The sequence below is a fragment of the Halobacillus sp. 12SKB genome (genome assembly GCF_052941655.1).
The window spans coordinates 477,614-501,827 of record NZ_JBRFWR010000001.1; the positions used below are offsets into that span (position 1 = coordinate 477,614).

Annotated in this window: 22 protein-coding genes; 12 read left to right on the plus strand and 10 right to left on the minus strand. The window is 42.6% G+C overall.

Annotated features, from left to right (window positions below; translation table 11 throughout):
• The first annotated feature begins 174 nt into the window (after positions 1-174).
• The 5 genes from ACQ4XT_RS02330 to ACQ4XT_RS02350 all read left to right on the plus strand — a co-directional run bounded on the left by ACQ4XT_RS02330 (position 175) and on the right by ACQ4XT_RS02350 (position 6,148).
• Complete coding sequence (locus ACQ4XT_RS02330) at positions 175-1,779, plus strand: aldolase catalytic domain-containing protein (protein ID WP_446852341.1); 1,605 nt, start codon at positions 175-177, stop codon at positions 1,777-1,779.
• Positions 1,780-1,793: 14 nt separating this feature from the next.
• A complete protein-coding gene (locus ACQ4XT_RS02335; RefSeq protein WP_446852342.1) occupies positions 1,794-2,561 on the plus strand; it encodes a 3-deoxy-manno-octulosonate cytidylyltransferase in 768 nt (255 codons plus the stop codon).
• Positions 2,530-3,216, plus strand: coding sequence for an HAD family hydrolase (locus tag ACQ4XT_RS02340; RefSeq protein ID WP_446852343.1), 687 nt, complete (start codon positions 2,530-2,532; stop codon positions 3,214-3,216). Before ACQ4XT_RS02335 ends, ACQ4XT_RS02340 begins: the two co-directional genes overlap by 32 nt.
• 82 nt (positions 3,217-3,298) lie before the next feature.
• Entirely contained in the window at positions 3,299-4,696 is a 1,398-nt protein-coding gene (locus tag ACQ4XT_RS02345; protein ID WP_446852344.1) for a capsular polysaccharide export protein, LipB/KpsS family, read from the plus strand.
• Between the two features lie 45 nt (positions 4,697-4,741).
• Positions 4,742-6,148, plus strand: a complete 1,407-nt coding sequence (locus ACQ4XT_RS02350) for a hypothetical protein (RefSeq protein WP_446852345.1) — start codon at positions 4,742-4,744, stop codon at positions 6,146-6,148.
• 56 nt (positions 6,149-6,204) lie between these two features.
• Here ACQ4XT_RS02350 and ACQ4XT_RS02355 read toward each other — a convergent pair whose 3' ends face one another.
• The 3 genes from ACQ4XT_RS02355 to ACQ4XT_RS02365 form a co-directional block, all read right to left on the minus strand.
• Complete coding sequence (locus ACQ4XT_RS02355; RefSeq protein WP_446852346.1) at positions 6,205-7,386, minus strand: NAD(P)/FAD-dependent oxidoreductase; 1,182 nt, start codon at positions 7,384-7,386, stop codon at positions 6,205-6,207.
• A gap of 17 nt (positions 7,387-7,403) precedes the next feature.
• The gene (locus tag ACQ4XT_RS02360) at positions 7,404-7,835 is read right to left on the minus strand and encodes a helical membrane plugin domain-containing protein (protein WP_226593705.1); all 432 of its coding nucleotides are present in this window, start codon (positions 7,833-7,835) and stop codon (positions 7,404-7,406) included.
• Between the two features lie 363 nt (positions 7,836-8,198).
• Positions 8,199-9,116 carry an aldo/keto reductase gene (locus ACQ4XT_RS02365; RefSeq protein ID WP_446852347.1) on the minus strand — a complete coding sequence of 306 codons (918 nt, stop codon included), beginning with the start codon at positions 9,114-9,116 and terminating at the stop codon, positions 8,199-8,201.
• Between the two features lie 196 nt (positions 9,117-9,312).
• On the opposite strand from ACQ4XT_RS02365, the gene ACQ4XT_RS02370 reads away from it, so the two are divergent.
• Positions 9,313-10,509, plus strand: coding sequence for a cytochrome P450 family protein (locus ACQ4XT_RS02370; protein ID WP_446852348.1), 1,197 nt, complete (start codon positions 9,313-9,315; stop codon positions 10,507-10,509).
• Positions 10,510-10,532: 23 nt separating this feature from the next.
• Here ACQ4XT_RS02370 and ACQ4XT_RS02375 read toward each other — a convergent pair whose 3' ends face one another.
• The gene (locus ACQ4XT_RS02375; RefSeq protein WP_446852349.1) at positions 10,533-11,264 is read right to left on the minus strand and encodes a TspO/MBR family protein; all 732 of its coding nucleotides are present in this window, start codon (positions 11,262-11,264) and stop codon (positions 10,533-10,535) included.
• A 175-nt stretch (positions 11,265-11,439) separates the two neighbouring features.
• Between ACQ4XT_RS02375 and ACQ4XT_RS02380 the strand changes: the two genes are divergently transcribed.
• Complete coding sequence (locus ACQ4XT_RS02380) at positions 11,440-12,330, plus strand: fructose bisphosphate aldolase (protein WP_446852350.1); 891 nt, start codon at positions 11,440-11,442, stop codon at positions 12,328-12,330.
• A gap of 41 nt (positions 12,331-12,371) precedes the next feature.
• Here ACQ4XT_RS02380 and ACQ4XT_RS02385 read toward each other — a convergent pair whose 3' ends face one another.
• The 5 genes from ACQ4XT_RS02385 to ACQ4XT_RS02405 all read right to left on the minus strand — a co-directional run bounded on the left by ACQ4XT_RS02385 (position 12,372) and on the right by ACQ4XT_RS02405 (position 19,454).
• A complete protein-coding gene (locus tag ACQ4XT_RS02385; RefSeq protein WP_446855557.1) occupies positions 12,372-14,831 on the minus strand; it encodes a heavy metal translocating P-type ATPase in 2,460 nt (819 codons plus the stop codon).
• Between the two features lie 168 nt (positions 14,832-14,999).
• Positions 15,000-15,356 carry an ArsR/SmtB family transcription factor gene (locus ACQ4XT_RS02390; RefSeq protein ID WP_206947252.1) on the minus strand — a complete coding sequence of 119 codons (357 nt, stop codon included), beginning with the start codon at positions 15,354-15,356 and terminating at the stop codon, positions 15,000-15,002.
• A 50-nt stretch (positions 15,357-15,406) separates the two neighbouring features.
• On the minus strand, positions 15,407-15,646 hold the full coding sequence (locus ACQ4XT_RS02395) for a hypothetical protein (RefSeq protein ID WP_446852351.1): 240 nt from the start codon (positions 15,644-15,646) through the stop codon (positions 15,407-15,409).
• On the minus strand, positions 15,643-17,451 hold the full coding sequence (locus ACQ4XT_RS02400) for a YhgE/Pip domain-containing protein (RefSeq protein WP_446852352.1): 1,809 nt from the start codon (positions 17,449-17,451) through the stop codon (positions 15,643-15,645). The genes ACQ4XT_RS02395 and ACQ4XT_RS02400 overlap by 4 nt, the downstream gene beginning before the upstream one ends.
• Positions 17,448-19,454, minus strand: coding sequence for an efflux RND transporter permease subunit (locus tag ACQ4XT_RS02405; RefSeq protein ID WP_446852353.1), 2,007 nt, complete (start codon positions 19,452-19,454; stop codon positions 17,448-17,450). The genes ACQ4XT_RS02400 and ACQ4XT_RS02405 overlap by 4 nt, the downstream gene beginning before the upstream one ends.
• A 215-nt stretch (positions 19,455-19,669) precedes the next feature.
• Here ACQ4XT_RS02405 and ACQ4XT_RS02410 point away from each other — a divergent pair, with 215 nt between their 5' ends.
• Complete coding sequence (locus ACQ4XT_RS02410; protein ID WP_446852354.1) at positions 19,670-20,236, plus strand: TetR/AcrR family transcriptional regulator; 567 nt, start codon at positions 19,670-19,672, stop codon at positions 20,234-20,236.
• Here ACQ4XT_RS02410 and ACQ4XT_RS02415 read toward each other — a convergent pair.
• Complete coding sequence (locus ACQ4XT_RS02415) at positions 20,228-20,473, minus strand: hypothetical protein (protein WP_446852355.1); 246 nt, start codon at positions 20,471-20,473, stop codon at positions 20,228-20,230. The genes ACQ4XT_RS02410 and ACQ4XT_RS02415 overlap by 9 nt on opposite strands.
• 222 nt (positions 20,474-20,695) lie before the next feature.
• Here ACQ4XT_RS02415 and ACQ4XT_RS02420 point away from each other — a divergent pair, with 222 nt between their 5' ends.
• From ACQ4XT_RS02420 to ACQ4XT_RS02435, 4 genes are read left to right on the plus strand one after another with little or no spacing between them, the layout of a single operon-like run.
• Entirely contained in the window at positions 20,696-21,025 is a 330-nt protein-coding gene (locus ACQ4XT_RS02420; RefSeq protein WP_446852356.1) for an HMA2 domain-containing protein, read from the plus strand.
• Positions 21,022-21,549: an HMA2 domain-containing protein gene (locus ACQ4XT_RS02425; protein ID WP_446852357.1), complete on the plus strand. Its 528-nt coding sequence runs from the start codon at positions 21,022-21,024 to the stop codon at positions 21,547-21,549. Before ACQ4XT_RS02420 ends, ACQ4XT_RS02425 begins: the two co-directional genes overlap by 4 nt.
• The gene (locus ACQ4XT_RS02430; RefSeq protein WP_446852358.1) at positions 21,546-23,675 is read left to right on the plus strand and encodes a heavy metal translocating P-type ATPase; all 2,130 of its coding nucleotides are present in this window, start codon (positions 21,546-21,548) and stop codon (positions 23,673-23,675) included. Before ACQ4XT_RS02425 ends, ACQ4XT_RS02430 begins: the two co-directional genes overlap by 4 nt.
• A complete protein-coding gene (locus tag ACQ4XT_RS02435) occupies positions 23,624-24,196 on the plus strand; it encodes an HMA2 domain-containing protein (RefSeq protein ID WP_446852359.1) in 573 nt (190 codons plus the stop codon). Before ACQ4XT_RS02430 ends, ACQ4XT_RS02435 begins: the two co-directional genes overlap by 52 nt.
• Positions 24,197-24,214: the final 18 nt, after the last annotated feature.

Sequence of the window (24,214 nt, forward strand, 5' to 3'; positions counted from 1 at the left end):
ATTATCTCCATTTTCACCCTTTCTTAATGGTTACATACCTTTCTCACCTCATCTTTCAATCATCTGTTACAAAACTCTTCCTATCTTTCTTATTAATAGTCTTCTATCTATACAATATCTTCTAAAAAACATACACTATCTCAAGTTGTCTATTACATGAAAAGAGGTGATGATATGTCAAATATTAAATTATTGGACTGTACATTGAGAGATGGTGGATATTATAATGCTTGGGATTTTGATTTAAGTTTAATTGAAGATTACCTTCGTTCCATGGATGCCATATCCATCGATTATGTAGAAATAGGTTTCCGGAGTCTTATCGCTGACGGTTTTAAGGGGGCGTGTGCTTTTTCTACTGATCATTTCATCCGCAGTATCCATGTTCCAAAGGGCATGAAAATTGGAGTGATGGTAAACGCAAAAGAGTTACTAGCGCACACGGATAATATGGAAAACATCCTTGAATGTATGTTTACACACGCAAATCAATCTCCAGTTTCTCTAATACGAGTAGCATGCCATTTCAATGAATTTAAAAAAGCTTTGCCAGCAGTTCACTGGCTAAAAAAGCACGGATATGAAGTGGGATTCAACCTTATGCAAATTGCTGATAGGTCACCAGAGGAAATTAAAATTATAGCCGCAGAAGCAAGTCATTATCCCCTAGATGTGTTGTATTTCGCCGATAGTATGGGTAGCCTTAACCCTGAAAAAACAGCAAATGTCATTAGAGCACTCAGAGAAGGTTGGAAAGGACCTTTAGGAATTCACACTCACGACAATATGAACTTTGCATTGGCTAATACGATGACAGCAATAGAAGAAGGAGTCACATGGGTAGACGGAACGGTAACTGGTATGGGCAGAGGACCAGGAAATGCCAAAACAGAATATCTAGTAAACGAAATAGAACCTTACAGAAAGAAAACACCAAACAACCTCCCACTATTAACCCTTATTAAAGAACACTTCACTCCTCTTCTCAAAAAATATGGATGGGGAACTAATTTGTATTACTATTTATCAGGGCAATATAGCATCCACCCAACCTATATCCAAGAAATGATCAGTGACTCAAGATATGAAGAAGAAGATTTTCTAACCGTTATTGATTATTTAAGATCTCAAGGAGGAAGGAAATTCAACATCCATACTTTGGAGGCGGCACGACATTTCTACAATAAAAAACCGAAAGGGAAGTGGAAGCCTGTGGATTCGTTACTTCAAAAAGAAATACTAATTATAGGTTCCGGTCCTACATCAACCAGACACAAAAAAGCCATTGAGGAATATATACAAAAAAAGAAACCTTATACGATCGTTCTTAATACAAGAACAAATATAGCTTCACACTTAGTTGATGCAAGAGCAGTCTGTCATCCAATTCGCGTTCTGTCAGAAACTAAGGAAGATAAATTTTCCCAACCTCTAATCATGCCTCTGTCCATGCTTGAAAATCAAGTCAGTTTATCCTTTCAAAGTGATTACTTCTATGATTTCGGACTTTGTGTGAATGAGAATTGTTTCGCTTTCTACGATACCTATGCTGTCCTGCCAAACTCGCTAGCCCTTTCCTATGCGCTTGCTGTAGCTGCCAGTGGTAAAGCAAAACAAATATCCTTAGTTGGATTTGATGGTTACGGGGCTGGAGATCCACGTACCGATGAGGTAAACAAGACATTAAAAAAATTCTTAGAAGCAGAAGGAGCACCTACTGTCAGAGCATTAACTCCGACAGAATATTCGATTCCTCAAACCTCAATATATGCTTATTAAAAAGGAGTGATTGAATGGATTTTTGCATTATTATCCCTGCCCGTTACCAATCCAGTCGTCTACCTGGTAAACCACTAGTGGATTTGGGTGGTCTTCCTATGATTGTCAGGACGTATAACCAATGTATCCAAGCTTGTTCCCCTGATAAAGTTTTTGTAGCAACGGATGATGAACGTATTCAAAAGGTTTGCGAATCCTATAACATACAAACCCTGTTGACTTCTGAAGAATGTCTGACAGGTACGGACCGGGTAGCAGAGGCTGCCACGCTTGTTAAAGCTGATGTTTATATCAACGTCCAAGGGGACGAACCGTTAATTAATCCTCAAGACATTAAAACTATAATAAAAGAAGTAAAAAAACGCCCTGGGGACATCTTGAATGGATATTGCCCAATTACAACAGAGAATGAATTTCGTAATTACTCCATTCCAAAAGTTGTTTTCAGAGAGGATCAAAGACTTCTTTACATGTCACGCGCCCCTATACCCGCAACAAAAAAAGCAAGTTTCAAACGTTCATGGAGACAGGTTTGTATTTATTCCTTTCCTAGAGAATCTCTTCTTGCATTTAAAAAATCCCAGCAAAAAAGTGCCTTAGAAGAAATTGAGGATATAGAAATTCTGCGCTTTCTCGAAATGGGATGGGATGTAAAAATGGTTAAGTTATCTGACCAATCTATTGCAGTTGATAACCCTGAAGACATAAAGCGAGTGGAAGATGTTTTAGATATATCTGAAAAGAAATTTGATGCCAAAAAGAATGATAAGAAGGATGAATAGGGTTAACTTAAATAAATATGACGTGATCATCTTTGACTGTGATGGAGTACTCATAGATGTTAATGATAAGAAGGCTGAAGCTTTCGGGAAGGCCGTAAACGGGTACCCACAACCGGTCATTGATAGTTTCGTAGATTATTGTAAAAATTCTTTTGGAGAATCAAGATACGTAAAGTTCAACAAATTCTTCGAGGAATTTCTGAAAGAAGAATTTGACGAAGAAAAATACAATATTTTTTTAACACGCTATGCCACTGAATGCAAAAATATCTATATGAACGCCCCTCTAACTCCCGGGTGTTGGGATACTCTCAAGGCATTAAAAGCACGTGGAAAGCATTTATATGTAGCTTCTGGTAGTGATGAACGTGAGCTTAACGAAGTATTAAACAAAAAAGGAATAAAAAAGTATTTCAATCGCATTTTTGGCTCTCCAAGAACAAAAAAAGAAGCAGTCAGTAGCATCTTTCAAAACCATGCAGCTAAGCGTATAGTTTTAATCGGCGATGCTCTATCAGATATGGAGACTTCAAAGTCGTGCGATACTAACTTTATCTATATGAAAAAATATAGCATTCATTCTAGAGAAAATCATATCTTATGCCAGAAGGAAGCCACATATGAAATACAGGACCTAAGAGGGCTAACTATTTAGACCTTTTTAGGACAAAATAAAGAAAGGTAGTTAAATAATGAACATCCACGAGGAGAATTTCTGGTCTTTGTACTATGAGTTCTTGGAAACTTACAAAGACTTAACTTATAAGGGATATTCGATCCCTTATTTGTGTCATTTCAAAAGTTTAATTAAGCTTTGTACTAAAGTTAAAACAGGTTTAGACTCAAAGTCATTCAGTAAAAAGCTAAAGTATAAAATCCACAAGGAGAAAGATTTCCAGAAAATATTTACTGATTACAAAAATTCTTATAAAAACAAGAAAAGATTACATGATCCAAAAGGAAAAATTATTCTTTACAATGCAGCTAATCTATTGAGATTCCCTAATAATATTGTTGAAGAAAACTTCCCCACTAAAAACACAGCATTCATTCACGATCGAAGGCCCTCGAAAGAAAAACAGAAGAAATTAGAAAAGAGACAAAAACAAAATGGAAAGCAGAATCAACAGTTCTCACATTATTATTTAAATGAATATAACTCAGGTGTAAATCATGAAATTGAGCGAGTACGATTAGAGGCTAATAAAATAAGTAAAACATTCACTAATCATCCTATGTTCAACGACGAGCACTTCAGAAATAGTTTCGATAAACAAATAAAAGGGATCGTAAACAGGATTGAAGAAGCAGAAAAATTCCTTGCTCAAGTCCCGGTATCCTGTCTTGTCTTTTCTTCTACACATTACTACCAAAGCAGGACAATCGCTATTGTTGCTGCCAAAAAAGGAATTCCTACCGTGTGTATGCAGCATAGTATTTTAGCTAGCACATCTGTTTATATGCCTAAAATTGCTGACATTGATGCTGTTTACGGGCCTTTTGATGTGGAATGGTATAAATCTATAGGCGTATCTGAAGATTCATTAGCCATTATCGGTCATCCTAGATTTGATAATGTGAAGACTCCACCTTCTTTCACAAAGAAACAAATAGAAGATTCGCTCGGTTTAAGAAAAGGGAAAACAAACATTTTAATCACTGTGAGAAAACAAGCTCATGTAAAAAAATGGACTGAATTAATCAATGAATTAATAACGGACGACAATTTAAACATGATCGTCAAAGACTTTCCAAGTACGGCACCCCATAAACTGACCAAACTACACCCTAACGTATTCTCTGCCAAGAACATTCCTTTATACGATTTGATACAGCACTGTGATAGCGTAGTATCCTATACTTCTACCATAGGGTTAGAAACGATCTTAAAAAATAAACCAGCCTATATCCTAGCAACGCCTTCTAAATTTGATACCGGATTCTATGATTCCTTAGGAGAATCTTCACAATTGGATCCTAAAGCCCTTGCTGTAGTAATTAAAAAATCCTTGAAGAACAAAGCTTACCAAAAGGAAATTCTAAAGAAACAACGCTCCTTCTTATCATCCAATTACCCTACTGCAGAACCATCCGGCAAGAGACTTTTACAAATCATAAAGGAGCTAACGAAGTGATTCTCTCAATGTTTTTTCTAACTCCAAGTAAAGGATTGAACAACGTTGAATATTGTTGAGAAAAGATACTGGGAGACATATTGTGATTTCATTGAAGACTTCTCAAAGATTAAGTACTTTGGTGTCCCTCTTGCTCTTGTCCTTCCTTATTACACGCTAATCGCCGATCCAGCACTCCATATATTAAACTCAGATTCAGTGGATAAAGTATTGAGAAATCGTATAAGTTCCCCCTTTGAAATCCAGTCCAAAATAAACCAGTACATCTCACCCTTTATTAAGAAAAATAGAAAGAGGAAAGGGAAAGTCGTATTCCATGAGAATGTATTAAGAATCCCTGACAAGATATTACGTTCACAGTTCAAGGATTATGAAATAATACTACTAAAATTAAGGATAGCTCCTTGGGAAAATTCAGAAGATCGTCCATTGATATCTTCCATAGATGAATTTGAAAATGTAAAACAAGAAGCTATTTTCAGATTAAAGTCACAGACAAATGAAATATTATTATCAAAAGAAGGTCACCCTGTTTATAGTAATGAAATATTCAAAAAGAACCTGTTCCGATTGATCCCGATCGTCATCAAACAAATTAACGGTGCTTACAACTTCTTGAAATCAAACAATATCTCCTGTTTAGTTTTAGGTACTACGAACAGCAGTGATACAAGGATCTTGTCATTACTTTCTTCTAAGATGAAAATCCCAAGTATTTGTTTGCAACACGGCATCGCTGTGAATGATTTCGGATACCTTCCTCGGATCGCTACGTATCAGGCTGTTTATGGGAACTTTGAAGTAGACTGGTATATTAAAAAAGGTGTACATCCCTCAGCAATAAAAATACTAGGACATCCTAGGTTCGATGAAATATGGAAAAGAAAACCTATGAAAAAAGAAACATTCTTCACAAAATTAAATCTAAACCCTAATAAAAAAACAATTCTCTTCATTCTCCACCACATTGAGACTAAGGTACCCGAAGCGATTATTGAAACTTTGTTAAAAAGTGATGAATGGAATATTTTAATTAAAAGGAGAAACGGGAAACAACGCTATTCAGAACAGACAATTTCTTTTCATAAGAAATTCCCAAAATTGAATTATGTAGATGATATTCATCTATATGATGTATTGCATAATATTGATGCAGTAATCAGCTATGAATCGACGATTGTGCTTGAAGCGCTTCTTGCCAAAAAAAATGTATTTATGTGGCACCTCCAGTCATTAGATGTCAGCTCCACTAACTATTACAAAGAAATGAACAACCATATATATGAAACCCCCCATGATTTAGTGGACCAATTGCTTCAATCCTTAAAAGATGAAAAACATTATTCAGACCGTATAATTTCCTTGGAGAAGTTTATCGATTATTATTACCCTATAAAGTATAAATCTTCCACGGAAGAACTAAAAAAACTAATACAAACCGTAACAAAATAACATTAAAAAACGTCTGCTTCTCCGTTACTTAAACGGTAGAAACAGACGTTTTCAGCTTAGTAAGCGAGAGCAAATAGTCCCTTGATATGGGAAAGATAGCGCACGTTACTTGCTTCTTTCATGACAGAAGCCGGAAGACCTTTCAATGGTGTCTGGTTGGCACCGATGAAAGCGACCGCGTCTTTACGGCCAAGGCTTGCAAGTGTACCTGAGTTGACAGGTTCGAACTCTTCAAAGCTCTTGTCTTCAAGGAAGGCATATAGGTTATAACCGACGGTCTCACCCATCTGCCAAGCGATTTGTGCAGTTGGTGGCTGCGGGCGTTCATCACCTGGTTTGAAGTAAACGGCACTGTCACCAACAACAAAGACGTCTTTGTGGGATACGGACTGAAGATAGTTGTTCACAGACGCACGTCCGCGATTCACTTCAATGCCGGATTCGCCGACAAGTGGGTTTCCTGCAACTCCACCCGTCCAAACGAACGTATTCGCCGTCAGCTTACGGCCGTCTTTCAACTCGATGACGTTTCCTTCAACATTTGTGACAGGAAGTTCTGTCAGGAATTCTACGCCGCGTTTTTCAAGGCTCTTCGTTGCTCTTTCGATCAAGTGATCAGGAAGCATCGGCAAAATTTTCGGCATGGCTTCTACAAGTGTCAGCTTGATTTCATCAGGGTTGACACCATATTTTTTAGCCATTGCTGGTGTTTCATCAGCCAATTCACCAACAAGCTCAACACCAGTCAAGCCGCCGCCACCGATAACGATGTGGGCATCTGCTTCGTTATTCGTCGCTGCATAATCACGAATACGAGCTTCCACATGTTCGCGGATTTTATTTGCATCTTCTGCGGATTTAAGGACCATGCTGTGTTCCTGTAGTCCCGGGATGCCGAAGTAGTTCGTTACACTACCCAGTGCCACGACCAAAGCATCATAGAACAGTTCAGAACCATCTTCCAGTGAAATCTTTTTGTCATTGACAGAAAAGGACTCGATGGTCGCAACCTTAAGGTTGATGTCTTTTCCTTTCAATAACTTTTCAAGAGGAAGCGCTGCCGCCTGCTCAGAAATGTTACCTGCTGCCAAACGGTGCAATTCTGTAATGATTTGGTGTGTCGGGGTTTTGTTAATGATTGTGACGTTCGCTTCAGAAGCGTCCATGTATTGGCGCACAGACAAAGCGGCAAGAAGCCCGCCATAACCGCCGCCTAGAATGACGATTTCTTTTGACATGTTGATTCCTCCAATTCCTACTCTTTGTGATTGCGTTCAGCGGATACTTTTAAGTATGCGTTAACGAAACGGAACATTTTTTGAGCTTGAGGGTCTTTCAACATCTTCATCAAGCCGAATAGTCCGATGACTTCTGAGCTGCTTTCCGCATGATCTTTCGCTTCGATTGCGTTCTGAGCTACTTCCTTCACGGAATGTTTGAGAGGCTCAGCCACTTCTGACATGAACTCAACCGTGTCTTTTTTCAGAACTTCATCCGTCGCAAGCGCTTGAACGGTGTCGTAGGAGCTTGAAAGAATCTTCACCAATTCGGTAAGCTTCGGAAGCTCTTTCACAAGAACAGTCAAAGATTCCTGTACTTCAGGTTCCAGTAGTTGGTCGAGCAGTTCACGCTCGTCACGAGCAACGTTTGTCTGCCCGTCTTTTTCTGTTGTGAATGAATCTGCCATATCCACTTCTCCTTTTTTGAGCCCGAGGCTCATTTTTTTATAAGTAAATAACTAGTACAAGCAACGAAAGCTCTACCTGTTATAAAACAGTAAGAGTGCCATTTTATAGCTAACGTTACTAGAGTAAAATATAATCTTGTGAAGCACAACACATTCTTACAAAATAAACGCTTACAATCGTGATTTTTTTCATAATCCCCGTTCTTTTTACAGCATTTTCAATCAAAAAGACGGATTTATCGCTCTTCTTATCATTCGCTAAAGATATTTTCTCATTCTAATTTCTCCCTGTTTTATATGAAGAAAGGTTCTCCATATGAGAAAGAGGCTAACCATGACCCGATTAGCCTCCTCCAACAGATGTTAAGGTAAGTCATTACCAGCAGCTCGATAAAGCTCGTACCATTCTTCTCTGGAAAGGACAATATGAGAAGCTTTAGCAATGTCCTGCATTCGCTGCGTATTCATTGACCCCACGACTGGTTGAATGTTTGCAGGGTGACGAAGAATCCAGGCAATCGCGATGGCAGAATCCGTCACGTCATACTTTTCAGCCAGTTCCTGAAGTTTGGCGTTCACTTCCGGGAAAGCGTCATTGCCTACAAAAGGACCCTCAATCATTCCGTGCTGGAATGGCGACCATGCTTGAATGGTAATATCATTCAGTCGGCAGTACTCCAAGACGTTGCTGTCCCTGACGACGGCCGGATCGTTTTGCATGTTCACGTTGAATCCTGCATCAAGCATCGGCGTATGGACGATACTGAGTTGCAGCTGGTTGACGATCAGGCTTTCTCCCATATATTTCTTTAGTAGTTCCATTTGCATCGGGTTTTGGTTGCTGACACCGAAGTAACGTACCTTTCCGCTTTCTTTCAGTGTGGTAAATGCTTCAGCTACTTCTTCCGGCTCCATTAATGCATCTGGACGGTGGAGCAGAAAACTGTCCAGGTAATCTGTATTCAACCGCTTCAGACTTCCGTCTACAGACTCTAAAATGTGTTCTTTAGAAAAATCGAAGAAACCATTGCGAATGCCACACTTCGATTGGAGCATGATGTCCTCACGTGACACATCCGTCGTTTTGAGGGCGTCAGCAAATACGGACTCCGATTCGCCTTTTCCATAAATATCGGCGTGATCAAATAAGTCGACCCCATTCTCGACTGCATTTGTAATCACTTCCGCTGCATCCTTCGTGCTCAATTCACTCATTCTCATACAGCCGAGCGCAATCTCCCCGACCTGTAAATCACTTTTCCCTAATTGAATTTTCTTCACTATGCTTCCACCTTTCATTCCAAACCTATCTTTATCTTATCACTTTCCCTCAAAACCTTAAGAAATAACGCTTACCAGTAAAAGGAGTACCAGGTCATCCAGATTATGGATGACCTGGTACTCCTTTTATTTCCAATTATCCTCATTCCCTTATATAATCCAAGGTAGACAGATCATTTCAGAGGAGGAACTTTGAATGGGGAACATGGAAACACTTAACCAGTCGAACTTCAAAAAAGGGGCCTATCCGTTTTACGAAGAACTTCGTAGAGATCAACCAATTTTTCCGATGAACAGTGACGCGATGAATCATTCCTGGATGATTACAAAATACGATCACGTAAAAGAGCTGTTGAAATTACCCAGTTTCATTAAGGATCAAAGCAAAATATTTTCTTCTTCACCTCAAGACACGGACCCAAACGACTTCAATATCTTCCAAAACATGATGCTCGACGTGGATCCACCCGACCATACACGTCTGCGCAAACTTGTCCAACCTTACTTCAACCCTAAGACCATTAAACAGCTGGAACCAAGGATCCGTGAAATTGCGGATGAACTATTAAACAAAATGAATCAAAAACACACAACGGTCGATTTAATTGATGATTATGCTTTTCCACTGCCCATCATCGTCATTAGTGAGATGCTCGGTGTCCCCGCAGAGGACCGGGACAAATTCAGAAAATGGTCCAACACCATAGTCTCTGCCTCCAACGAAATGGACCCTGACTTCATGGGTGATGTAGAAGCGTTCACTACATACCTGACAGAACTTTTTGAACAACGAAAAGCAGAGCCTCAGGATGATCTCGTTTCCCACCTCATCAAAACGGAAGAGGACGGGGAGCAGCTGACACGTAACGAACTCTATTCTATGATCGTCCTTTTGATCATCGCCGGCCACGAAACAACGGTCAATTTGATCGGGAATACCATGTACGCCCTGTTTGAGCATCCCGAACAGTTGGAAAAAGTAAAAGCTGACCTGTCTCTCATTCCTGGTGCTATTGAAGAAGGCCTCCGCTTTTACAGCCCTGTGGATTTCTCGACGGCACGCTGGGCAGATGAGGACATCGATTTTCACGGCCAGCCCATCCGACGTGGCGATTTCATTGTTGCATCGATCAGTTCAGCCAACCGTGATGAAGAGAAATTTGAAGGTGCTTCACATTTTGATGTGACGAGAGAAAGAAATGCGCATGTCGCATTCGGCTTCGGCATCCACTTTTGTCTCGGCGCCCCTCTCGCCCGACTCGAAGGGAAAATTGCACTGGAAAAATTACTAACCACTTTCCCTGATATTGATCTGAAACGCGATGGAAAACAGCCCGAATGGCGGTCTGTTTTCCTATTAAGAGGACTAGATTCCCTCCCCGTTTCTTTATAAAAAAAGGCCACTTGATGAACTCATCAAGTGGTTTTTCTTCTAAATGCATAGATAAGCGTGAGCACAAAGAGAAGGCCTGCAAGAATAAAAGCGGAGTTCACAACAAGAGGGACGTCATTCCCCTGATTTTTAACCCCGATGCCGATAAACGCCCAGACAAAAACGAGCGGGTACACCCAGTCATCCTGGCTCTTCATAAAGAAAACCGCAAGCAGTGTGCCCACAATCATCAACAGGATCGTCCATACAGAGGCCGAAATGCCGAATCCATCCCAACCGATGTAGGTTAAGTAATAGCTGATATTCGCGATGGTCGCGACACTGATCCAGCCAAGGTAAACAGAGAACGGAAGCCGGTCGAAAAAAGAAGCATCATTTTTCTGTAAGGTTCGATACAAGCGGATCAATGTTAACAGCAACGCAATCATGACCACTACCGAGATTCCAAAAAACTCATAGTGCCACATAAAGATCCAGAGAGCATTCAGTAAGCTGCTTAAGACGAAGAGGCCGCTTGTCTCTTGATAGATAGGCAGGTCGCGTCTACTCTTCGGAAACTGTCGAATTACCCAGATTCCTAGTAAAATGTAAATAAGTCCCCATATACTGAAAACATACCCTGCAGGAGTGAATAACACGTTTAAACGGTTGGAGATTTCACCTGTCGTCTGACCATTCAAGGGCAACGCATTGGCAAGTCCATTCACAGTGACTACAAGAATGAATGCCAGGACATTCATGACCCACTTCCCCATAAAAACTCCTCCTCTATACTCCGATTGATACATAGTATTCCTTTTCATGTCCTAATAAAACACGATCACCCACATCCATAGGAAAAACTCTTCTTTCATTTCAGGTTATGCATGTCCAATTTAAGGGAACAGTAAAAAGGGAAATTTTTCACACTAATAAAAAGGAGTGGAAAACATGAATAATAAGCAATTTGAAAAAATGAAGAATGGTAATGGATTTATCGCAGCGCTTGACCAAAGTGGTGGAAGTACACCTAAGGCGCTGGCAGCTTATGGCGTCCCCGAAGATTCTTATTCAGGCGAGGATGAGATGTTCGACCTTGTCCACCAGATGCGGACAAGAATCATCACCTCTCCTTCTTTTGATGCCGACCATATTCTTGGTGCCATTCTCTTTGAGCAAACGATGGATCGTGAAATTGAAGGACAGTTCACGGCGGATTACTTGGCGAGCAAAGGCGTTGTTCCTTTCCTTAAAGTTGACAAAGGACTGGCAGAAAAAGAAAACGGTGTCCAACTCATGAAACCGATCGATGACCTGGACGAAACACTCCGTCGTGCCAATGAACGCAACATTTTCGGCACAAAGATGCGTTCTGTCATCCATGAACCGAACCCTAGCGGAATCAAAGAAGTGGTTCAGCAGCAGTTCGACATCGGAAAAAGAATCATCGCTTCCGATCTTGTACCCATCATCGAACCAGAAGTCGATATTCACAGCAGTGACAAGGAAAAATGCGAAGAACTTCTCCGAGATGAGATCTTGAAACACTTGAATGAGTTATCTGAAGAGGAGAACGTAATGCTGAAGCTCACGATCCCTACGCAGCCGAACGCATACAAAGAACTCGTCGACCATCCTCGAGTCGTCCGTGTCGTTGCACTTTCCGGTGGTTATTCCCGTGAAGAAGCAAACGAAAAGCTGAAAGAGAACCATGGCGTCATCGCAAGTTTCTCCCGTGCCCTGGCCGCAGACTTGAATGCCAATCAGTCTGATGAGGAATTTGATGCAGAGCTTAAGAAAGCCGTAGATTCTATCTATGATGCTTCAGTCAATAAAAAATAGCAGCAAAAAAGGTGCGATCTATAGATCGCACCTTTCTTTTATCATTTACTTCTTAATAACCTCATACTGTTGAGAATGACAAGTAGAGCTGCCCCTGTATCACTCAACACAGCCATCCATAAAGTCAGGACACCCGGGAAAATAAGCAGCAGTGCCGCGAGCTTTGTAACTAAGGAAAACCACACATTCTGTTTGATGATTTTCAACGCTTTCCTACTCAAGCGAATCGTGTGAGGAAGCTTCTCCAGGTTATCGGCCATCAGAACAATATCCGCCGTTTCCATAGCGGTATCTGTCCCCGCTCCCCCCATAGCGATACCAAGATCAGAGGTCGCTAGAGCCGGGGCATCATTGATTCCATCCCCAACCATGGCTACACTCTTTCCTTCTGCTTGAAGCTTCTTTACAGCTGAAACTTTATCCTCAGGTAAGAGCTCCGCGAAATAACGATCGACGCCTGTTTCCCTGGCAATCTTATCCGCTGTTCCATTGTTGTCCCCTGTGAGCATCACCATTTCCTGCATTCCAACCTGCTTCAACTTTTGGATTGATTGAACGGTGATATCCCGAATGGTATCGGCAACAGCGATGAGGCCTAGAACTTTCTCAGAAGTTCCAACAACGACAATGGTGTTGCCCTCTTTTTGCAACTGATCAATCCGTTCTTTTATATCAGAAAGAGGCACCTGCATGTCTTCATACCACTTCGGACTTCCAGCAAAATATTCTACGCCATCCAACTTCGCTTTTGCACCTTTTCCTGCAATGGCTTGAAAGTCTTCCCCTTCTATCGATGCGATGTTTCGCTCAGTGGCATACGTCGTAATCGCCTGAGCAATCGGATGAGTGGAGTGTTCTTCAATGGTTCTTGTCACACGAATCAGTTCATCTTCTCTTATGCCTAGTGCGTAAACTTGAGATACCTTTGGACGACCTTCTGTAAGGGTCCCGGTCTTATCGAAAGCGATGGCTTTAATGGTGCCGGCTTTCTCAAGAAAAGTACCACCCTTGATGAGGACACCATTTTTAGCCGCATTTCCAATGGCCGAAACAATCGCGACCGGTGTGGAAATGACAAGCGCACAAGGACAGGCAACCACGAGTAAAGCGAGTCCCTTATAGAGCCACTCTCCCCACGTGCCAAAACCGAAGAGTGGCGGAAGGACCATCACCAACAGAGCTAGAGTGAAAACAACCGGGGTATAGACGCGCGCAAATCGGTCAACGAAAGCCTGAGTGGGAGCCCTTTTTTCTTGAGCCTCTTCCACAAGGTGGATGATTTTTGCTATCGTTGTATCTTCCACGAGCTTCGTGACTTCGATCTCTAACGATCCACTTTCATTCACCGTACCTGCATAAACGATATCCCCTGTTTGTTTGTCTACAGGCAGGGATTCACCAGTGATCGGAGCTTGGTTGACACTGGATGTTCCGGTCATGACATCACCATCTAACGGTATCTTCTCTCCTGGTTTAACGATAATGACTTCACCAATCCCAACCTCTTCTACCGCTTTACGGACGAGCTGGTTCCCCAATTTGACCGTAGCTTCTTTAGGCGTGAGATTGATCAAACTCCTGATCGATTCCCTCGTGCGTTCAATCGACCGGTTTTGAAGGGTATTACCTAATGCAAAAAGCCACACGACCATGGCCCCCTCAAACCACTCGCCGATAAGGGCTGCACCAATGGCGGCCGATGCCATGAGCACGTTCATATCCAATGAACCACTCTTTATTGCATAAAAAGCACTTCTCGCAGGCTTGAACCCGCCAATCAGAATGGCTGCCGCATAAAAAGCAGTGATAAATTCTACTGGTACATTTGTGAAGGAACCGATAAAACCTAGGCCAAGAAACACCCCGGATAAAGTGGTCGTGGATATACCTTCAGGTTTAGAAGATTTCTGTTCGTGATTGTCTTCTTTTCCTTCCAAGGAAGCTTGAAAGCCAGCCCTGCCTACTTCTTTAATGATTTCCTTCGGTTCTGTCGTATGTTCAATTTGCATCTTCCCTGTTGAAAATTGGACTTGAACGTCTTGAACCGCAGGATTTTTGCTCAAATGCTTTTCAATCGTCTTGGCACAAGAGCTACAATCCATCCCGTCTATTTTATAAGTTTGTTGATTCTTATGACGGTCCACCCGTTCCGCTTCAAAGCCCAAGCGTCGTATATGTTTCGGAATCTGGTCATAGAGAGATTCATTCTCGGCACCTACTGTCATCTTCCCCGTCCCGTACTGAACACTAATCGATTGGACACCGCTGATTTTCTGCAAACCTTTTTCAATCGTGGCTGCACAAGAAGGACAGTCCATACCCTTCACATCGAATTTCACTACGTTTGAACCTTCCGGTCTGTCTGAGGTACAGCATGAAACCTCTTCTTGTTCCGTTCCACAACCATCGGCCTGGGATTCTTCACCACCCTTGGTATCACTAGAACAACACGTGGTGGCTGCCTCCGCTTCTTCCGTAGAAGAGGAGCAGGATGTTTCCATTTTATCTTCATCCTTAGAGCTGGAACTGGAACAACAAGTGACTTCCGGCTCCTGTTCTTCTTTCGTACTCGAGCAACAGGACACCGCTTCATCTTTCAAAACCTTTTCCGAACTTGAACAACAGCTCGATTTCTTCTCCTCATTCATTCCTCTCACCTCTGTTTCTCTCTAAACTTCTTTCGAATGTTGAATCGCAATAGAGACCAACTGGTGTACATGTTCGTCAGCTAAAGAATAAAAAACGAGCTTCCCTTCCTTACGGTATTTAGCTAATTTCATATTACGCAGTAATCGGAGGTGATGCGAAGCGGTAGCTGTTGTTGAACCAATAATGTTCGCTACATCACATACACAGAGCTCGTTTTCGAGAGTCAAGGCATAGGCAATTTTCAAGCGCGTGGCATCAGACAGGGCTTTGAAAATCAACTCTACACCAAGAACTTCCTCCACCTTCGGCTGGACTCTTTGCACAAGTTCTTCGTCATAACAAAAAGTGTCGCACGTATCTTTAGGCGTTTTCTTCATAACTTTTTCACTCAATATATTCACCTTCATTCAAATAATCATTTTAATGTTTAATTATAGTGTATGCCCTTTCTTTCAATCTCGTCAATGATAATAATCAAATATTCATTTGAATATAAAAATGACCCGATGTACCATGAGGCACTGATCAGGATTCTATCCTTTTTTTCATCAGCACGATATTTTGTTGCGATTTGCATCTCCCTTTCGCTCGATCCGCATCCCCTTTGGCGCGACCAACATAAAAAAAGCCTTCCCTCAACTAAAATTGAGAGAAGACTTTTCTTCATCTGAACAAATCCAACAAGCGATCCCAGAAACTCTTTTCCTCTTCTTTTTTGGGGGCCTCTTCTTGTTCTTCATCCTTTTTGATGCTTTCTGTTTTGATGACGAACTGTACTGATCCAACCTTTTCATTCTTCTCTGAAACGAAGGAAGTGGGTTCGAAATCGGATTTATCGTATTCCTCAACCATTTTTTCAATTTCAGAGTCCATCTCACCAGGTAAATTGCTCGTGTTGGACGCTAATTCGGATGTACCTTCGTGGAGTTCTGCTGCTCCATTTTCGAGCTCGGAGGTTCCGTTTGTCAGACTTCCCATGCCACTGTGGATGTCTGCATAAGACCCTGCCAACTGATCAACTCCACCTGTATAGTCCTTGAGTCCCTCGTGGAATTCACCATATTTTGATGAAAGTGACTGTAATCCTTGCTGCAATTGTTGGACAGACTCACCGATATCCATACTTTCCATACCGGTACCGATTTGGTCAGCCATCGTGTTCAGGTTTGTAGTCATTTCATTCAATGAACCTGCACTCTGTTCCAAGGCTGGGCCGACGGCTTGATACGCTTCTTTTACATTAGCGTACGTTCCTTTCGCGGTTTGTGCAGCCTGGTATGTTTCTACCAGCTTATTGACGACTTCCTGGTCCGCCCCACTTTCACGCAAGGCCTGGATTTCCTGTTCTGAAATCTGATATCCCGGAATGGCTTCAATGGACTGACTCATTGCCTGATGGGCTTGGCTGTACTGATCCTTCAGATTCGTCAATCCTTTTTCAGCTTCATTCAAACCTGCTGAAAGCTGACGCAACCCATCTTCCATTTTTGCAAAATCACTCACGTTCACTTCACCAGATCCGGAAGCCACAGCCTCATTCATCTGTTGCAGCGCGGTTTTGATAGAAGCTGAGCCTTCCACAAGCTCTGCTGAACCACTGCTTACCCCCTGGATGCCGCTGTTAAATCGTTCTGATCCGTCATAGAGACTCGCTGCGCCATCATTCAGTTCAGCAATCCCATTTTTGAGTTCTCCGACACCCTGGTTGATTTCCGCCGTGGCATTCGATAATGAGCCCATGTCGTTTTTCATCCCGCCAATGTCCGGAGCGTCAATAGACATCGAGGAGGGAATCGCTGCAAACTCAATGCTTTCCATTTCCAAGTCGGTAACGTCCGCGCTCAGAGTGAAGCTTCCTTCTTTTTCAGGCATGACGGTGAAGGTCACTTGCCGGTCTTTCCCGGCGTTCGCAACCGTTCCTTCAGGAGCTTGAATGTTCTCATAAACCATGGAATCAAGCTTCATCGTGATCTGCATCAAGTAGTTGTTGAAAAAGCTATCATCTGCCTTTTCATTTTGCGTTGTATCAATACTCACTTTGAGCTTGCCGTCTTTTCCGACCAGCTCTTCAGGATTCAAGGCTTCTCCATCTAATTGATAGGATACATCGATATCCCATGGCAGTGGTTTGCCTTCCAAATTGCCTTGATAGTAATACTCTTCTTCTTTCGCGTGCAATTCAACTTTTTCATTCTGCTGCTCAATTTCTGTGACATCCGTCAGGTTCTGAACACTTGTGTAAGGGCCATAATCTACGATTTCCCCAGGTTCTTCGATGGTAAAATTGTTGACGACGTACATTTCTTCTTGATCGCCGGAAGCATCAAGCGTGGTGTACACAACTTCATGCTTTTTTGAGTAGGAGCCTTTCCCTTCCGGCTCTGTTTTTTCGTTGTCCTCTGCCGACACAGGAACGGCCGGCAAGACGAGAAGAAATGCTGTGAACATCGCTGTCGCACGTTTGAATCTCATTCTCCCTTCTCCTCCTTATAAAAGTCAGCTTTCCAAGTTGTTCTTTTAATCACACCGTCAAAAATGACGAGCAGGGCTGGAAGTACGAACACAACCATTAGGAAAGCAAGCAAAGCTCCCCGCCCTAACAGCAACCCAATCGAAGATACAATCGGATTGGAGGATGTGATCCATAAAATGAATCCGACACTCGACAATATGGCCGCTGATACGAAAATCGCGAAAATCTTATCATCGATGGTTTTCTTAATTGCTTTTAGTGCAGGCATTTCTTTTCTCAAATGATTATAGTTTTCCGTAAATAAAATCGCGTAGTCCACCGTAGCTGCGAGCTGGATGGTACTGATTAAGAGATAACCTACGTAAACAAGAGACGTATCCATAAAGTACGGAAACGATAAGTTGATCCATACGGAAGCCTGGATCGTCACAAGCAGAACGACAGGGATTGAAATCGAACGGAACGTGAGCAGCAGCACGAGCGCTACGGTCACGACCGTCAGAATATTGACCAGCCGGTTATCGTCCTGGACGATATTCTTCATATCATACAAGGTGACACTCTCACCGAGCATATGCGTTTCATCATAATATTTCCCGGTGGTCTCCTTAATTTCATCTATAAGAGAAAAAGCTTTTTCTCCTTCGGCATCCGTTTCGGTGTATAGAGTGATCCGTGCATAGTTCTCTGAATAAAACGATTCGGTAATCGACTCCTCCAAATAAGCGGGCGGTATGGCAGGGCTGACCCTGTTGACGTAGGAGATGACATTTGAAACAAGCGGAAGGCTTTCCAACTCCCGTACAAGCTCTTCCTCCTTGGCCCGATCCCCTTCAGGTACGAGCAGAACCATTGGCATATTCTTGCCGAACTCCTCCTGAATCGCTCTTGCATCCTGGCCTGCTCGTGTATTTTCAGGGTGTTCTCCTGTTCCATAAATGAAAGAAGTTTCGTTTTGTGCCAGGAAGGCAGGACCGATGATCAAAATGACAAAGATCAAACTCGGAATACGGAATTTCATGACACGTTTGCCAATTCCTTTGAAATCTGGAACAAACGGACGGTGCTGGGTACGATCAATCCAGTGATAGAACATCAGCGTAAGCGCCGGAAGGAAAATCATCACACTGAGGAAACTCAGCAAAATTCCCTTCAGCAAGTTGAGACCTAAGTCTGCACCGATGCCGAAGTCCATAAACGTGAGAGCCGTAAATCCGAAGAAGGTCGTGGAGGCGCTGGCGATAATTGCCGGGAACGACCGTTTCATCGCAAGCAACATCGCTTCTTTGGGATCGGACACTTCTTTTCGATAATCAGAAAAGCTGTGCAGCAGGAAGATCGCATAGTCGAGCGACACCGCGAGCTGTAAAATGGGTGCGACCGATTGAGTGACAAACGACACTTCTCCAATGAAGATATTCGTCCCCAGGTTGATCAGGACAGAAACTCCGATCGCTGTTAAAAAGAAGACCGGTTCCATCCAGGATGTCGTAGACACAATCAATATGAGGATAATGATCGGAACAAGCAGTGCAGCTGCATACATCGACTCACTGCCCGCCATCTTCTGAGAAACCGCCGTGTTGACCGCTTCACCTGCGACTGCATTTTCTTCACCGATCAAATCATAAATGGCATCGGTCGCTTCCACTTCGTAGCCTTCTTCAATCGTCACGGAAAAAAGGGCCGACCGTTTCTGGTAATATGTTTCGACTGTATCCGGGTCTGCCATTTCCAGCGGGACTTTCAAGTCGATGACATCATCGAGCCACATCACATTTGTGACACCTTCGATTGAATCGAGGTCTTCTTTATAACTCAAGGCTTCGGTGACGGAGATGTCCTGGATCATGACCCGGGTATTTTCCACCGGCTCATCAAACTCTTCCTCCATCAACTCCATCGCTTCCATGGACGGAGAGTTTCCAGGCAGATAATCGACCATGTTGTAATTGACCGATACCCCGAACTGAGCCACCGTACTGAGAATGGTTAGGATCATAAAAATGATGACAATGCTTTTCTTATGTTTAATTATTCTTGATGCCCAGCCAATAAGGCCTCACCTCTCTTGCAAATGACATTCATACATTCTATCATTTTATTAACACCGTGTTGGATATTCAACAAACAGTTCCTTAACTATCGTTAGTTTCCCAACACAACTTTATTTTGTGTTGGATTGTCACAGAAATGTAACAAAAAGGGGCCAGAACAATGAGCGAGAAACTCGACCGAAGAAAGAAATATACCCGAAAAGTACTGAAAGAAAGTCTGATCAGCCTGCTTGCAAAGAAGCCCATATCAGATATTACCGTAAAAGAATTGTGTGCACTTGCTGATATTAACCGCTCGACCTTCTACACCCATTACTCTGACCATTACGACCTGCTCAGCAAGATTGAAGAAGAAATCACAGAAGATATGAATCGCTACCTCCACAGCTATAACTACGAGCATGAAGAAGAATCCATACAGATGACTGAAAAAATACTGGAATACGTCATCGAGAACAAACTCATGTTCCAGACTCTACTAAATAAAGAAGCGGCTCCGACTTTCGAAAAACGAATGATGGAGCTGACGCGGGGATTCATGAGGAAGAATTGGATGGACGAGCATGTGGCAAATAAGCATGAATCAGAGTATTTAAGTTCCTTCGTCATCAGCGGCGCGATTCATGTCATCAAAGATTGGATTGAAAAAGATATGGATCAGTCGCCGAGAGAGATGGCGGTCATGATCAATCATTTTATTAATTATGGGTTTTCTTATTTAGAATGATACATAAGAGGGAGGTTTGCTCCTTCCCTCTTGAAATATTCCGTCTTCCAGCCTCTTTCCTCGAGTTATTTTGTACCGTGACTTATTAAAGAAACATCGGTATATGCTCACCGCCCCCTTCAGAAGGCCACCTTCTCCAACCACCTTAAACCCCACAAACGTCTCAATCTTCAATCCGAGGAGGATTTTTCCTGACCCTTCAACAACTTCGTAAACATCAATACCAACGTTTAACAATACCTTAAGAGAAAACTACTCTCCCACCCCATCATAGGTCATTAGAACTACAATAAAATCGGCACTTTTGTCAACCAATCTTATCCTTTGTCGAATCTCCTCCCTTCTTGTCCTTGCATGGCAACCATTTATAGGAAGAAGTTCACTTGTAATAATATTCCATTTTATCTACCATTAATCTTACAAGTACTTTTTTAATAATTTTTTGTAAAGGAGTCTGCCATGCTCACGAAAGTCAAACAAATCATCTTTATGAAACGATTAGAAAAGATGTTAGCCGCCTATCGTATAAAAATCATGCACTTCATCCCAGGAAGAGTACGTATATCCTCCCCCTATTGGGAAGGTAATTCTAAAATCGTCTCCCGGCTGGTTCCTTTACTTGAATTAGAACCAAAAATCATTTCAGTAAAACACACGCCTGAAACAGGAACCGTCTTAGTTGAATACGACTCAAGTCCGGATGTGGATGAAAAACAAATCGAACAATGGTTTGAAATTGTCCAAAGGGTTCATAATGATGTGATCACAAGAGAAGTGTCTGGCTCATGATGCAGTCACTGATCGGTTTAGGCGCATCTTTTGCTATCCCAGGTATTATGAAACGATTGAAGGATCAAAAAGTACAAGTACTGCATGCCATGCCAGGTCGCGTCCGCTTGCAGAGCGATCATTGGAAGGAAGAGAAAATTGCTCAAGCGTTAGAATTACAAATGGGACAAGTTCCGTTAGTGAGCCGAGTGAAAGCTTCCGGAATCACAGGAAGCTTACTTTTAGAATTCACGACCGATCACCTCACATCAGAACAATTCGACGCCCTTGTACAAATGGCTGTGGACACTTCTATTTCGACGTATCCTTACATAGAATCCAAGGTGAAAAATTCCTTAAGGAAAGGCGTCGACTCCTTTGACGACCTTATCAAAAAGCAAACAGGCGGAAAGACGGATGCAGAATCTTTACTCATCCTCTGGCTGCTTTTCAAAGGAGCGACAGGATTCGGCACCAATCCTGCATTCGCCAGCAGTCTTTTGTATTGGGCATACACATTAATTAAGAAGGATGGTGATGGATGATCGTGAACGGAGGAGCCATTGTTCATGCAATACCCGGCAGAACCAGGCTGAAGATTCCCACAGGCTTGACACAGGGTCAAGTGGAAGCCTCTTACCGGCTCATCCCTGGGGTTCACTCTGCTATCTATACTCGAGAATCGGGTTCAGTGGTTCTTCATCATGACCGAGAGCTGAACGCAAAGACGATTCTATATGGTCGGACTTCCGCACCATCTCAAATGAAAAGCCACCCATACAAAAAAGAATTAACTGCAAGCGGCCTTGCCTTTCTCCTTGATTTCCTGCTTCCAACGGCAAGGTTTACAGGAATGATGAAATTGATTTCCCCCGCCTCCCTTGCCAGTCTTTTTGCTTGCAAGTCCATGATCGTCAATGGTTTGAGACCGTTAACGGAAGGGAGACGTCCAAATGCTGACACACTCAGTACGACAGCCATTATCGCCTCCATTTTGAAAGGCAATCCAAAATCAGCGATCGTCATCCTCTTCATGTCCACCTTGAGCGAAATCATCACAGACTTCACCGCTCACAGGACGAAGAATTACGTGAGGGAAATGATGAATGTGGATACCCCTTATGTTTGGAAAGTGGATGCCCAGGGGGACGAGAGAAAAGTATCCATTGATGAAATAAGCATCGGGGATCAAATTGCCGTATTTGAAGGAGAGAAGATCTCCGCTGATGGTAAGGTAATCAGCGGCTGGGCAAGTGTCGATCAATCAGCCATCACCGGAGAATACATGCCTCAGGAAATTTCAAGTGGTCAAACCGTTTATGCCGGCACCATCGTCCAATCAGGCAACATACGGCTAGAGGTCTCTCAAGTCGGAGATGAAACAGCCGTGGCACGGATTTTACAGATGATTGAAGAAGCACAGGATTCAAAAGCACCGATTCAATCCTATGCAGATGACATGTCTGAACGACTGGTACCGGTATCCTTTTTACTGGCCTTGCTTACGTTTGGAGTCACAAGAAGTTGGGATCGTGTCTTGAATATGCTTGTCATTGACTATGTCTGTGGCATTAAACTGGCGACGGCGACCGCTATATCTGCTTCCATCGGAAAAGCAGCTCGCAGCGGAGCTCTCATCAAGGGCGGTGAATACTTACAGAAGCTTTCCTCCATCGATACAGCCATTCTTGATAAGACAGGGACCATTACAGAAGGAAAGCCTGAAATCGTTAAAATTGCTCCATATAATGGATTCACAGAACATGAAATTTTAAGATATGCCGCTTCAGCCGAAGAACATTCTTCTCACCCGCTTGCTGAAGCCATTCTCACAAAAGCGAAAGATTTAAACTTAACAGCTTACGACCATGACCATGACAGCATCGAAAACATTGTCGGACACGGAGTGAAAGCCACGGTCAACGACAAAGAAGTGTTGATTGGAAATCAATCCTTACTTGTGAAACATGAGGTTGACACGAATAGTCTCACCTTCCTGAACAAGTCCATCAAGGAAAAAAATACGATTTTCGTGGCAATTGATAAAAAAATGGCCGGTGCCATTGTTATTGAAGATTCGTTACGCGAAGGTATGAAAAGAACGATCAATCAGTTGAGAAGAAACGGTGTCGATGAAATCGTTATGATTACTGGCGACAAACGCGAAGTTGCTGAAGAAGTCTACCATGAACTCCGGTTAGACCAATTTCATTCCGAAGTTCTCCCTCACGAAAAAGCGGCCTTTGTAAAACAATATAAATCACAGGGAAGTCACGTATTAATGGTAGGTGACGGAATTAACGATGCCCCAGCCCTCGCGTTAGCTGATGTAGGCGTAAGTATGGGAGGCAAGCGTACCGATATCGCCGTGGAAGCAAGCGATCTTGTCATTACATCGGATGATCCTATCATTCTCTCAGATGTTATTCAGCTCTCAAAGTCTACCATGTCTATGATTCGTCAAAACTTTGTCATCACGATTGCCGTCAATAGTGCAGCGATTCTTTTCGGTCTTTTTGGATGGATTACTCCAACGATCGGCGCGGCTATACACAATTCAGCAACCATCGCTGTCGTTTTGAACAGTACCCGATTATTAGTGAATAAGGAGCGAGTAACATGCAGGCAACCTTCTCCATCGTCCATGACATACCTGGTCGACTCCGCTTAATAATCCCTGCATTGTACGATAAGCGGGATTACGACCAGATCCAGGATATGTTCACTTCCATCAAAGGAATCGAATCGGTGAGAATTGAACCAACGATTCAATCGATGACGATTTCGTATGTCAAAGAGCTGATCAATCGAAAAGTCATCTTGCGGTTTATCAGTCTGTTTTTCAAACAAACCCGTTTTGATCCATTAGACAATATTATGGTCAACATTGCACCTGCCCAGCGTAAAGACTTTTTACGCAGTCTGGTTACAGGCTTTCTCATATTGATCGCCTACTTGAACAATAAACCAGGAAAAGTCCCAGGGATGCTTGATTACGCGGTCGTCATATCAACCGCCTACACCGTGCTTTCCCACGGAGAGAACAAATTCCGACATCCTGATGTCATTACAGGAATCGTCAGCATGCTTTCCATCGGTGCAGGCAACATCCTGCAGGTGGCTATGGTGACTTGGGCAGTCAATGTCATCGAGCTATTGAATGATGCGAGTAAGAGCAAATTGCTTTTATAAATAAAAAATTTCCAGGAG

What these genes read in the sequence shown, in the direction of transcription:
- ACQ4XT_RS02405 (WP_446852353.1), bottom strand. Translation starts at nt 19,454, where the DNA reads ATGATCCTAACCATTCTCAGTACGGTGGCTCAGTTCGGGGTATCGGTC.
- ACQ4XT_RS02375 (WP_446852349.1), bottom strand. Translation starts at nt 11,264, where the DNA reads ATGGGGAAGTGGGTCATGAATGTCCTGGCATTCATTCTTGTAGTCACT.
- ACQ4XT_RS02360 (WP_226593705.1), bottom strand. Translation starts at nt 7,835, where the DNA reads ATGGCAGATTCATTCACAACAGAAAAAGACGGGCAGACAAACGTTGCT.
- ACQ4XT_RS02390 (WP_206947252.1), bottom strand. Translation starts at nt 15,356, where the DNA reads ATGAAGAAAACGCCTAAAGATACGTGCGACACTTTTTGTTATGACGAA.
- ACQ4XT_RS02425 (WP_446852357.1), top strand. Translation starts at nt 21,022, where the DNA reads ATGATGCAGTCACTGATCGGTTTAGGCGCATCTTTTGCTATCCCAGGT.
- ACQ4XT_RS02370 (WP_446852348.1), top strand. Translation starts at nt 9,313, where the DNA reads ATGGGGAACATGGAAACACTTAACCAGTCGAACTTCAAAAAAGGGGCC.
- ACQ4XT_RS02355 (WP_446852346.1), bottom strand. Translation starts at nt 7,386, where the DNA reads ATGTCAAAAGAAATCGTCATTCTAGGCGGCGGTTATGGCGGGCTTCTT.
- ACQ4XT_RS02430 (WP_446852358.1), top strand. Translation starts at nt 21,546, where the DNA reads ATGATCGTGAACGGAGGAGCCATTGTTCATGCAATACCCGGCAGAACC.
- ACQ4XT_RS02380 (WP_446852350.1), top strand. Translation starts at nt 11,440, where the DNA reads ATGAATAATAAGCAATTTGAAAAAATGAAGAATGGTAATGGATTTATC.
- ACQ4XT_RS02330 (WP_446852341.1), top strand. Translation starts at nt 175, where the DNA reads ATGTCAAATATTAAATTATTGGACTGTACATTGAGAGATGGTGGATAT.
- ACQ4XT_RS02420 (WP_446852356.1), top strand. Translation starts at nt 20,696, where the DNA reads ATGCTCACGAAAGTCAAACAAATCATCTTTATGAAACGATTAGAAAAG.
- ACQ4XT_RS02410 (WP_446852354.1), top strand. Translation starts at nt 19,670, where the DNA reads ATGAGCGAGAAACTCGACCGAAGAAAGAAATATACCCGAAAAGTACTG.
- ACQ4XT_RS02385 (WP_446855557.1), bottom strand. Translation starts at nt 14,831, where the DNA reads ATGGAAACATCCTGCTCCTCTTCTACGGAAGAAGCGGAGGCAGCCACC.
- ACQ4XT_RS02335 (WP_446852342.1), top strand. Translation starts at nt 1,794, where the DNA reads ATGGATTTTTGCATTATTATCCCTGCCCGTTACCAATCCAGTCGTCTA.
- ACQ4XT_RS02395 (WP_446852351.1), bottom strand. Translation starts at nt 15,646, where the DNA reads ATGAAGAAAAGTCTTCTCTCAATTTTAGTTGAGGGAAGGCTTTTTTTA.
- ACQ4XT_RS02400 (WP_446852352.1), bottom strand. Translation starts at nt 17,451, where the DNA reads ATGAGATTCAAACGTGCGACAGCGATGTTCACAGCATTTCTTCTCGTC.
- ACQ4XT_RS02340 (WP_446852343.1), top strand. Translation starts at nt 2,530, where the DNA reads ATGCCAAAAAGAATGATAAGAAGGATGAATAGGGTTAACTTAAATAAA.
- ACQ4XT_RS02435 (WP_446852359.1), top strand. Translation starts at nt 23,624, where the DNA reads ATGCAGGCAACCTTCTCCATCGTCCATGACATACCTGGTCGACTCCGC.